The 10,678-nt window shown below is 42.7% G+C and carries 8 protein-coding genes and 1 pseudogene; 6 read left to right on the plus strand and 3 right to left on the minus strand.

The window, feature by feature from the left end; translation table 11 throughout:
- Positions 1 to 113: 113 nt before the first annotated feature.
- Positions 114 to 1,628 carry a C-3',4' desaturase CrtD gene (gene crtD, locus ACYTXL_RS01450; protein ID WP_461923172.1) on the minus strand — a complete coding sequence of 505 codons (1,515 nt, stop codon included), beginning with the start codon at positions 1,626 to 1,628 and terminating at the stop codon, positions 114 to 116.
- 1,209 nt (positions 1,629 to 2,837) lie between these two features.
- Here crtD and ACYTXL_RS01455 point away from each other — a divergent pair.
- From ACYTXL_RS01455 to ACYTXL_RS01475, 5 genes are all read left to right on the plus strand, one after another.
- The gene (locus ACYTXL_RS01455) at positions 2,838 to 3,311 is read left to right on the plus strand and encodes a DUF29 domain-containing protein (protein WP_461923173.1); all 474 of its coding nucleotides are present in this window, start codon (positions 2,838 to 2,840) and stop codon (positions 3,309 to 3,311) included.
- Positions 3,312 to 3,614: 303 nt separating this feature from the next.
- On the plus strand, positions 3,615 to 5,402 hold the full coding sequence (gene aspS, locus ACYTXL_RS01460; protein ID WP_461923174.1) for an aspartate--tRNA ligase: 1,788 nt from the start codon (positions 3,615 to 3,617) through the stop codon (positions 5,400 to 5,402).
- Between the two features lie 119 nt (positions 5,403 to 5,521).
- Positions 5,522 to 6,694 (plus strand): DNA cytosine methyltransferase, encoded by a 1,173-nt coding sequence (locus ACYTXL_RS01465; RefSeq protein WP_461923175.1) that lies wholly within the window; start codon positions 5,522 to 5,524, stop codon positions 6,692 to 6,694.
- Positions 6,695 to 6,697: 3 nt separating this feature from the next.
- Positions 6,698 to 6,943: a hypothetical protein gene (locus ACYTXL_RS01470; RefSeq protein WP_461923176.1), complete on the plus strand. Its 246-nt coding sequence runs from the start codon at positions 6,698 to 6,700 to the stop codon at positions 6,941 to 6,943.
- A gap of 63 nt (positions 6,944 to 7,006) precedes the next feature.
- Complete coding sequence (locus ACYTXL_RS01475; protein WP_461923177.1) at positions 7,007 to 7,360, plus strand: hypothetical protein; 354 nt, start codon at positions 7,007 to 7,009, stop codon at positions 7,358 to 7,360.
- 305 nt (positions 7,361 to 7,665) lie between these two features.
- Here the strand turns inward: ACYTXL_RS01475 and ACYTXL_RS01480 are convergent, their stop codons facing one another.
- Both ACYTXL_RS01480 and ACYTXL_RS01485 read right to left on the minus strand, forming a co-directional pair.
- Entirely contained in the window at positions 7,666 to 9,777 is a 2,112-nt protein-coding gene (locus ACYTXL_RS01480; RefSeq protein WP_461923178.1) for a M3 family metallopeptidase, read from the minus strand.
- A 171-nt stretch (positions 9,778 to 9,948) separates the two neighbouring features.
- The gene (locus ACYTXL_RS01485) at positions 9,949 to 10,104 is read right to left on the minus strand and encodes a hypothetical protein (RefSeq protein ID WP_461923179.1); all 156 of its coding nucleotides are present in this window, start codon (positions 10,102 to 10,104) and stop codon (positions 9,949 to 9,951) included.
- Between the two features lie 5 nt (positions 10,105 to 10,109).
- On the opposite strand from ACYTXL_RS01485, the pseudogene ACYTXL_RS01490 reads away from it, so the two are divergent.
- Positions 10,110 to 10,635 (plus strand): annotated as a pseudogene (locus tag ACYTXL_RS01490) (Uma2 family endonuclease); the annotation flags it as partial.
- Positions 10,636 to 10,678: the final 43 nt, after the last annotated feature.

The following is a 10,678-nucleotide window of genomic DNA, read 5'->3' on the forward strand; positions in this document are numbered from 1 at the left end:
ATAAAATTCCGCCTCTAATACTTGTAAACAAGTTTGTAGTAAGGACTTCAGTCCTTATTTTCTAAGCACTAAAGTGCTTACTACAAACTATTCATTACTAACTTGACAAAATACTATATTTGCGCCTGAATTTGCCTGACTACCGTTAGCGCCGAATAACTCACCCCAGCAGTACCTTCGCCTGGATGGGTGGAGTCACCAACTAACCATAGATGCTGGATTGGTGTACGATTGGCGAACCCAAAGGGGCCAAAGGTGGGGATTCTTTGACCTATACCGCCAACTATACCGCGATCGCGGGCTGTGAAATGGGCAAAGGTGCGCGGTGTTGCAGCTTCTTGATGAATAATAGTTTCTGGTTTGAGATAGAAGTATTGGGCAAGACGAGCGATCGCTTGCAGGGTATACTTTTGTTTGAGTCCTTCATAATCATCAGTCTGCCACCACGGAATCGGATCGACAAATGAAGAAGCGATAATTGTCGCTTTACCCTCCGGTGCGCGACCGTCTCCAGGATGACTGACGGAAACAAACAGGGAATTATTCTCGCCAATCGGTCCCTCAGCATCATACATAAATTGTAAGTGGGGTGGACATCCTAGCGGAATCGCACTCGCATCTACACCTAAATACACCACAAACGCGCCCGATGCTTGGGGCAGTTTTTCCACCCGATTTTTATAACCAGATGGCGCTTGTTCTCCCAATAACTGCACCAAGTTTTGGACGGTGACATTAGTAACTATGTGGTCGGCTGCTTCTGTCCAGAGTTCGCCAGTTTTCTGATTTTTAATGACTACAGCAGTAGCTTTGCTATTTTCTACTTTGATTTCTTCTACAGTGTGGCGCATCAACAATTTGCCACCATCTCTTTCTAAGGATTGTACTAGGCGATCGCTTAATACTTGCATACTTCCTTGGAGGTGAAACAATCCTTGAGGTAGTTGGGATACACTCAACGCTGTTGCCGCATAAAGTAATGATGTCTCTTCTGCATCCACCTGGGAATACAACTTCAGTTGCAAATCCAAAAAAGTCCTCAGTCGTTGGTCATTTCCCACTCCACATAATCGTAAAGCATCTCCTACAGTCAACAAAGTGAAGGGTACAGTAATTAATGTACTGGGACGCATCGCTTGCGTTAGCTGCCACAAATCCCATAAATTACGTGGTGGTAGCACCGGATCGCGTCCTTGAAATTCCCAACTGGCATTAAATAAAGTTGCGAGCAATTGCCAGAACGGTTCACTACCGGGAAACTGTTTTTGTCGTTCCTCTTGCCATTTCTTTTGATCCCGCCAAATATTAATCGGTGTACTTTCCCCAGGTAAATACACCGCACAAGCAGGATCACAAGGCGTTGCTTCCGGTAAATCTATTTTTAATTCTGAGAAAATCCGGTGGTGAATTCCTCCTGGTTCCAACCCCGCCACCTGAGTTGCACCCACTTCAAAGGTAAATCCCTGCCGTTTAAACGTCGAAGCACAGCCTCCGGGGACGAGAGCTTGATCCAAAATTAAGACGCTGTAACCTCCATGAGCTAATAATGCTCCAGTAGTCAGTCCACCTATTCCTGCACCGATGACGACGATATTAGATTTACTTTTGTCAAGAGAAATGCTGGACATTGATTAGTTTCTTTAAAATTATTAATACTTTTACTTATAATTTTACCTTCTCTGAAAGTTAAATAGTGACCTAACCCCCAACCTCTTCCCTACTAGCGTTGGGGAGTAAGATTCAAAGCCTCTCTCCTTTTAGGAGAGAGGAGAGGTCAAACTAAATCCAGAAAATTTGAAATCAACGGTAATAGATTGCTGCACTGTTCAAGCAACTTTGTGGCACTGGGTAAATTAGCGATCATCCCCTTTAAAATCTTTATAGCCGTTTCGCGGCTTCTGCTAATGCTTTCACTTGCTCTAATGCCTCAACTTTATTTTCTTGCGGTAAGTTTGTATCAGATGCGATCGCTGCTTGCGATCGCTAACAATTCCTTAATTCCCGGTTTATCAGGTTCGGGAGATGCTGGTAATACCATTTCACACAAACCCTGATACATATAGATTTCTCCTAGGGGCACAGCAATGCTGTGCCCCTACCAACGTATTTGTATCATTATTAAAGTGAAAGGGTATAACTGGTTGATGGTATTTGTTACTTTGATGGATGCGAATGAGTCAATCCAAGCATCTTTTTCATTTCCAGTGAGGGATTTTAGGCGTAGGTTGGGTTGAGGAACGTAGCTTGCTTCCTGCAGGGTAATCCAACATTATCGAGACTTTGTTGGGTTGAGCGATCGCTCAACCCAACCTACTATTCTGAAATTTTATACAACTTTACTCTGCAATATTCCGTATGTTGGCAAAATAAACAAAATACAAATATTTTGGATGCAACACGCAGTATAAGAGCATATCTGTGTGTCCTTACCTTTGAATGCTTAACTTATCATCAGCAATATTGAAGTTAGTGTCACCATATTTAAGCTGTAGTTATCAATATTGCAACTGTAGCGGTCTAACTCGTGACCAGAGGGGTTCCCAAACTTATGGGAGCGGTTCCCTAACTTACAGGAGCGGTCTAAGTCGTAACGGGACTGGTTCCCAAACTTATGGGAGTGATCTAACTTGTGATGGGAGCGGTCTAACTCATGACGGGAGTGGTCTACTTTGCAACATTACTCACTAATTGCGGTGTTTCAAGTTTCGCTTACTAATTATTCATTCATAATACAGGAGCGATTTAAATTTTTCTATAATTGCAGTATACCTGAACAAGTCATCACTATAAGCCTAATCAAAATTCCCTGTTACACCTTTATTTTTTAGGATTGCTAGATGAATAATCAACTGTATGAACAAGATTTTAATCTTTGGCGAGAAAGCATTATTGAGCAGATTAAACAACACCGTTTTAATGATATAGATTGGGAGCATTTGCTTTTAGAATTAGAAGACATGGGAAAGTCAGACAAACGGTCATTTATGAGTAATTTAACAATCCTGATTGCTCATTTAATCAACTTAACCGTTCAATCTGATGCTCCAGAGATGATGAAAGGAAGCTGGTATAGCTCTGTGACAGAACATCGTTTCCGAGTAAACAAGGATTTGGAAGAAAATCCTTCTTTTAAAAACTATATTACTGAAATACTTTCTAAGTCCTATGCCGATGCTCGTAAACTGGCAATTAAAGAAAGTAAAAAAGCTAAATTAGGAGTGAGAAAACCAAGGGACGCAGAATATCCTCTCGATTGTCCTTTTTTGATAGAACAGTTATTAAATGAAGATTTTTATGGAGACAGTGATTAACAGTTATCATTTGTGTTCCATAGTTGATTTACACAAGAAACTATTGTAAAAAATGAAACTTTATATTACGGAAAAGAGTGTGGGGCTGAGACACGGCGAGAGTATCTAATTATCTATTTGCCTCATTGCGTCTTTTTTCACTTTCTGCGTCTGACCCACTTCCCCTAAAGCCCCGAATCGTCTTTTGCCAATTTGGCGTGAGATTATTGTATGTTTATGACTACAATTACTATTGATGCTAGATAATGGGAAGGCTTTGACATTTTCTTGCCAATCTAGCCCAGACAAACAGAACTAACACTTATGCGAACTCACTATTGCGGCGAACTCCGAAAAAAACATATTGGAGAAACAGTTACCTTTTACGGATGGGTAGACCGTCGCCGCGATCACGGTGGTGTGATATTTTTAGATTTACGCGATCGCTCTGGAATTGTCCAAATCGTCAGCGATCCGCAACGCACCCCAGATTCATACGAACAGGCGAACGCCCTGCGAAATGAATATGTTGTGGAAGTCACTGGTAGGGTAACGCAACGTCCCGAAGAATCGCTGAATCCCCGCATCCCCACAGGCGAGGTGGAAATCTACGCCGATAAAATTCAACTACTCAATGCTGTTCGCAAACAGTTACCTTTCCAAGTTTCCGTAGCTGACACCGAGACAGTGCGGGAAGACTTGCGGCTGAAATATCGTTATTTGGATTTGCGACGCGATCGCATGGCGCAAAATTTGCAACTGCGTCATCAAATTGTCAAAGCCATGCGTCGTTATCTGGAAGATTTGGAAGGTTTTATTGAAGTCGAAACCCCAATACTTACCCGTTCTACCCCAGAAGGGGCGCGGGATTATGTTCTACCCAGTCGCGTCAATCCTGGAGAGTGGTATGCTTTGCCGCAATCACCCCAGCTATTTAAACAATTGCTGATGGTATCTGGCTTAGACAGATATTATCAGATTGCCCGTTGCTTTCGTGACGAAGATTTACGCGCCGACAGACAACCGGAATTTACCCAGTTGGACATGGAAATGAGCTTCATGTCCCAAGAGGAAATTATCGAACTGAATGAAAAGTTAGTTTGCCATATCTTCAAAACAGTTAAAGGAATTGAGTTACAGCGCCCTTTCCCCCGTCTTACTTATGCTGAAGGGATGGAGCGCTACGGGAGTGATAAACCAGATACCCGCTATGGTTTAGAATTAGTTGATGTCTCAGATATTGTCAAAGAATCTGGTTTCAAAGTCTTTCGGGACACTGTTAGCAATGGTGGTATCGTCAAAATCCTCCCCATTCCCAACGGTAACGATGTAATTTCTAATGTCCGCATTAAACCAGGCGGCGACTTATTTAAAGAAGCCAGTGAAGCCGGTGCTAAAGGTTTAGCTTATATCCGCGTCAGGGATGATGGGGAAATTGACACCATTGGCGCGATTAAAGATAACCTCAGCGTTGAACAAAAACAAGAAATTTTACGCCGCACAGGTGCAAAAGCTGGACATTTGCTATTGTTTGGGGCTGGTGATGCTGCTACAGTTAATAAAACATTAGATAGATTACGGCAAGCGATCGCTAAAGAATTTGGGTTAATCGATCCAGAAAAAATCAACTTACTCTGGATTACAGATTTCCCGATGTTCGAGTGGAATGCAGACGAAAAGCGTCTAGAAGCACTACACCACCCGTTTACAGCACCGCATCCTGATGATTTAAGCGATTTAAAGACTGCACGCGCCCAAGCTTACGACTTAGTACTCAACGGCGTTGAAGTTGGCGGCGGAAGTCTGCGGATTTATCAGCGAGAAATTCAACAGCAAGTATTTGAAGCGATCGGTTTATCTCCTGAAGAAGCACAAAGTAAATTTGGTTTTCTCTTAGAAGCATTTGAATATGGTACACCGCCACATGGTGGCATCGCCTACGGTTTAGATCGTTTGGTAATGTTGCTAGCTGGAGAAGAATCTATTCGAGATGTCATTGCTTTTCCGAAGACGCAACAAGCGCGTTGTTTGTTAACAGATGCACCTTCGAGTGTAGATGTTAAACAATTGAAAGAATTGCACGTTGCTTCGACATATAAACCAAAGTCTTAGTAAAGTAGCGAATTGTCTAAGTAGGGTGGGCAATGCCCACCTTACTTGACTTAACAAAGCAAAGATAATGAATAATATACCTATTTGCCCACAGCGATAACTTGTTTCAAAATTTGTAGATGACAACAAACAAACTCAAAGCCTTAGAACTTTTTGCGGGTATCGGTGGGTTTCGCCTGGGTATGGCAAATGCAAATATTCAAACAGTATGGGCGAATGATATTAACGAACTTTGCTGTAAAGTTTATGAAAGTAATTTTGGCAAAGACTCTATTGTTTTAGGCGATATCAACGAAATTTCCATCTTAGACATTCCCCATCACGATATTTTAACTGCTGGCTTTCCTTGCCAACCTTTTAGTCCTGCTGGTAAAAAACTTGGCGTGAGAGATATAGTTAGGGGAACACTATTTGAGCGCATTATAGAAATATTAGACCAGAAGCAGCCACAATATTTTTTTCTGGAAAATGTCAAAAGACTTCTGACAATGGAAAATGGCTATCATTTTAGATTAATTTTAAATGCACTTTCTGAATTAGATTATTTTATCGAATGGCGAATAATTAGCCCCTTGAGTTTTGGTGTCCCTCAAAATCGAGATAGAATTTTTATTTTTGGCACAAAATTAAACTCAACAGATATAACACCTAATACTTTAGAAAAGCTATCAGTCTTTTTAACTAAGGAAGATAATATTTTATTGCCAAACATCGAAGTCCCATTGGTGAAATATATGTTGCCAATCATGACGATGAAAAATAAAAATGATAATTGGGGAATTGCCTATAAAAATCAGATGTTCACTCAAGATATTTCGCCATTGCCTGACATCAAACCGAGAAAGAGGCTTCAGGATATTCTTCAGAATGAGTCAATGGTGGATACCCAGTTTGATTTTACTGCCGATACCTTGGAGCGGATTAAGCAAAGTAAGCCTGTAAATCGTTATTGTAATGGAGTTGAAATTTTGTACAACCAAGATGGAGGCGCGAGACTTGGTTATACTATATTTGGAACTAATGGCATTTCATCAACATTGACTGCCTCAACATCAAGGCATTATGAACGCTACCAAGTAGGTGATAAATTTCGACGTTTAACTAATATTGAATATGCCAGACTCATGGGTTTTCCTGATGATTGGTGTCAAGTTGCTAGAATTTACGACCAATACACATTATTTGGGAATGCCGTTGTACCAGCCTGTGTAGAGTGGGTGTGCAAAAGAATTGGTCAAAGAAATTTTGAATTGAGTAAATCTGGTTGGCAACAATTAAGTTTAGCTATTTAAAAAATGGAAGTGCTAACCTTATCTCACCTCAAAACTGCTGCACGAGATTTTTGTGTTGTACTTAGCACAACACCGATTCCTAATCTGTATGGCGTTACAGATGCCAAAGCAGTAGGAACATATGTTGAGTTTACTTTTAATCAATATTTGTCTACAAAGTATGAATACACCCTTGGTAGTGCTGCTTTGGGGATTGATTTTCCCGGATTAGAAGTTGATTTAAAAGTGACATCAATTCGTCAGCCCTAATCTTCTTGCCCCTTTCGGAATGCCAGCCAAAAGGTGTATGGATTGGGCTATCATCTGCTAATATTGGTATATGAAAAGATTGATGAGCATAGCTCTGGCACTGCTAATTTAAAATTCCAGAATGTTGTCTTTGTATCAAGAGAAAAAACTGGAGATTATCAAACAACCTACGGGTTAAGAGAAATATTACGCCGTAATGGCAACAAGGAAGATGTAATAGCATTTTTAGAGGAACGTAACTTTCCTTTAGATGAAATTGGGCGTGAGATACTGGCAGAAAGAATTTTGCAGCAACCGCCAGAAACTGGCTACCTGACAATTTCTAACGCATTACAGTGGCGGTTGCAATACAGTAGGATTATCCAGGTAGCAACTACGACGACAACAGTAGGTATAGAAAATCTACTGCTAGGGTGAAGGGAATTGATGTTGCTGCCACAATAGAATTAAGCTGCTACCCCTAGAATTCTTTATGAGTGAATTTATCACCTTGACACACACTCGCTTATTAACAGATGATTTGTTACCAGATGTTGCTGCTGATTGCGGCTCTGCCGCCAGTAAGGGAGGCGGCAAGCCCTGCCATTAGCTAATATAATATACCAGATGAGAAACAAGACTCTTGCTCCCTCTCCTTACTAAGGAGAGGGTTGGGGTGAGGTTTTGGCTTTTATCTGAAGTTGATACGCATCTGCATTGCAACCTCCCTACAGAGGTGTTATTTAATTGACAGCAGCACTGACTAAACCATTGTGCCTGAGTAAAGCGATCGTACTTGGTTCACGACCCCGGAAAGTTTTAAACACCTCCATTGGATGCTGTCCACCACCAAGAGCCAGCACCGTATCCCGATAACGCCGACCTGTAGCTTTTACCGCTTCTTCATCTTCTAGCCCAGCTTCCTCAAAAGCGGCAAAAGCATCAGCGCTCAATACCTCAGCCCACTTGTAACTGTAGTAGCCTGCTGCATAACCACCCTCAAAAATATGTCCAAAAGCACACAAAATAGAATCTTCTGGAAGTGGTGGTAAAACGGTAGTAGTCTTAGCTATGCGATAACGCACATCTGAGGGACTTTCATTACTACCAGGGTGATAGCGGTAGTGTAGTTCTAAATCAAGACTGCTCATGTGGATTTGCCGCAACGTAGCAGTACCACTCATATAATTACGTGCCGCTAGCAGCTTTTGATAATAATGCTCCGGTAGGGCTTCCCCAGTTTCGTAATGTTTCGCCATTCCAAACAAAGTGGGTCGCTCATAGCACCAGTTTTCCATAAATTGACTAGGTAGTTCCACTGCATCCCACTCCACGTTATTGATGCCTGCGGCTGCGGGATAGTCAACCTTGGTGAGCATATGGTGCAATCCATGGCCAAACTCGTGGAACAAAGTCTCTACCTCCGAGAAAGTCATCAAACTAGGTTTACCATCTACGGGAGGACTTTGATTACACACCAAATAAGCTACAGGTAAGCGGATGGCAGTGACACCATTTTCAGTGATTTTGCCCCGATTGATGCACACATCCATCCAAGCACCACCGCGTTTCTCGGCTGGACGGCTGTAAGGGTCTAAGTAGAAGTAGGCTATGGGAGAACCAGTTTCGTCAGCAATTTGGAAATAACGCACATCCTCATGCCATACTGGCGCTTGACCATCGGCAGAGGTGACAGTGACGCTAAACAGCCGCTTGACTAGTCCAAATAAGCCGTCTAATACTTGGGGAAGGGAAAAGTAGGGACGCAATTGTTCAGAGGTAAAGGCAAATTTTACTTCTCGTTGGCGTTCCGCCCAAAAGCTGATATCCCAGTGTTTTAAATCCGTAGCCTCTGCTGCTCCCTGTGCTGCTGCAAAAGCTTTGAGTTCTGCCAAGTCTTTAACAGCAGCATCATAACTAGCGCGGCGTAGTTCTTCTAACAGGGCGTTGACTGCCTCAACGTTAGGAGCCATTTTACTAGCTAGGCTCAATTGGGCAAAACTTTTAAAGCCTAGTATATCTGCGAGTTCTTGGCGCAACTTCAAAATGCGCTCAATTAAGGGGTTGTTATCCAAATCGCCACCAGAAGCGCGAGTGATATGAGCTTTGTAGAGCTTTTCGCGCAAATCTCGACGGGTGCTGTGCTGCATGAAAGGCCCATAGCTGGGGAAGTCCAAAGTAATCCGCCAGGGGCCATTTTCTGGTGTGGCGTTGCTTTCGCCAGCAGCACGAGCTACTTGGGCTGCTAAACTTACTAAGCTTGGTGGTAAACCGTCAATTTCCGCTTGTGTTGTCAGGGTTAAGTTGAAGGCTTTAGTGGCATCAAGTACATGGTTAGAGAATTTGGTAGAAAGTTCTGCTAACTCCATTTGTATGGCGTTGAAACGCTCTCTTGCTTCTCCTTCTAAGCCAACACCAGCAAGTTGTGCATCTCGAATGGCGGCTTCGACAATGCGCTGTTGGGCTAATTCTAAAGTTGCCCAACTATCACTGGCCCGGAGTGCCTTAAAAGCATTGTAGATGGCTTGGCTTTGACCGAGCTTGTTGATAAACTGTACAACTAGTGGCTGTACGATTTCATGAGCTTCGCGCAGTTCTGGGCTATTTTTAACACCCATTAAATGATTCACCACCCCCCAACTCCAAGTAAGCCGTTCTGTCAGCTTTTCTAAGGGTTCTACTAAACCACTCCAAGTAGGCTCTACACTAGCCTCTAAGGTGGTAAGCTGCTGGTCAAGTTCTGCCACCAACTCATTGAAGGCTGGTATTACTCGTTCTGGTTTAATCTCTGCAAAGCGAGGTAAACCAATGCCTTGAAGTAGCGGATTGTCGGAAATAATAGTACTTGCACTCATGTTTTTGTGTGAACTGCGGACGAATAAAAACCAACAATGATTTTTGTTTATATATCTTCTAATGTAGCGATCGCTGTGCAAAATAATCTTGCCATTGATAGAAAAAAGGCAAAATAAGCGATAATTCCTTACAAAAGTATCCCGATACAGCTATTTTGTTTGGTTTATGAACTATACACTTGTAAAAAGATCGGGGCATTGGGCACTTGTACTGACTTGTACTGAGCGGCGTCGTTGGCGCAGCCTCTCGTAGAGAAGTATAGGGCATTGGGCACTTGTACTGAGCGAAGTCGTTGGCGTAGCCTCTCGTAGAGAAGTATTGGGCATTGGCATTAGTGATTTTTAATGTCGCTCCTGGAGGTCGAGATAATTACAAGATATGGGAAGAGGGACAAGTGCCTGTGGTAATCTTTAAAATGACCTCCGATGGCACTAGAAACCAGGACACGGGCTTCAAGAAGACGCTGTATGAGCAGTTAGGGGTACTGGAATACTGGTTATTTGACCCCAAGGGAGAGTGGATTAAGGAGCAATTGCAAGGGTATCGGCTGCGAGGCGAGGTGTATGAGCCAATTTATAGATAGCCGATGTGAACCTTTGCAGCTGCGCTTGCAAAGAGAGGGGCAACTGATTGGTTTTTATCGAGAAGACACTGGGGAAAAGTTGCTGATTCCAGAGGAGTTGGCAGAGGCGCTCAAACAGGAAAGATTGACGAGGGAACAAGCCCAAGAGCAAGTAAGACAAGCAGAATCGCAGGTGGAAAGGTTGAAGGAACAGTTACGTAGACGCGTTGGCGAAGCCTCTGGTATAGCGGTTATTAGTCTAGTGCAGTACAATATGAGAGAGCAATTCTACTGATAACTCGTGGCGATGAAAGCCTACTCTCTCGACTTGCGTCAGA

Source organism: Nostoc sp. (genome assembly GCF_054880495.1).

Bases quoted from the DNA above. Each gene is read 5' to 3' on its own strand.
- ACYTXL_RS01480 (WP_461923178.1), bottom strand. From the start codon at position 9,777: ATGAGTGCAAGTACTATTATTTCCGACAATCCGCTACTTCAAGGCATT.
- ACYTXL_RS01465 (WP_461923175.1), top strand. From the start codon at position 5,522: ATGACAACAAACAAACTCAAAGCCTTAGAACTTTTTGCGGGTATCGGT.
- ACYTXL_RS01470 (WP_461923176.1), top strand. From the start codon at position 6,698: ATGGAAGTGCTAACCTTATCTCACCTCAAAACTGCTGCACGAGATTTT.
- crtD (WP_461923172.1), bottom strand. From the start codon at position 1,628: ATGTCCAGCATTTCTCTTGACAAAAGTAAATCTAATATCGTCGTCATC.
- ACYTXL_RS01485 (WP_461923179.1), bottom strand. From the start codon at position 10,104: ATGCCCAATACTTCTCTACGAGAGGCTACGCCAACGACTTCGCTCAGT.
- ACYTXL_RS01455 (WP_461923173.1), top strand. From the start codon at position 2,838: ATGAATAATCAACTGTATGAACAAGATTTTAATCTTTGGCGAGAAAGC.
- aspS (WP_461923174.1), top strand. From the start codon at position 3,615: ATGCGAACTCACTATTGCGGCGAACTCCGAAAAAAACATATTGGAGAA.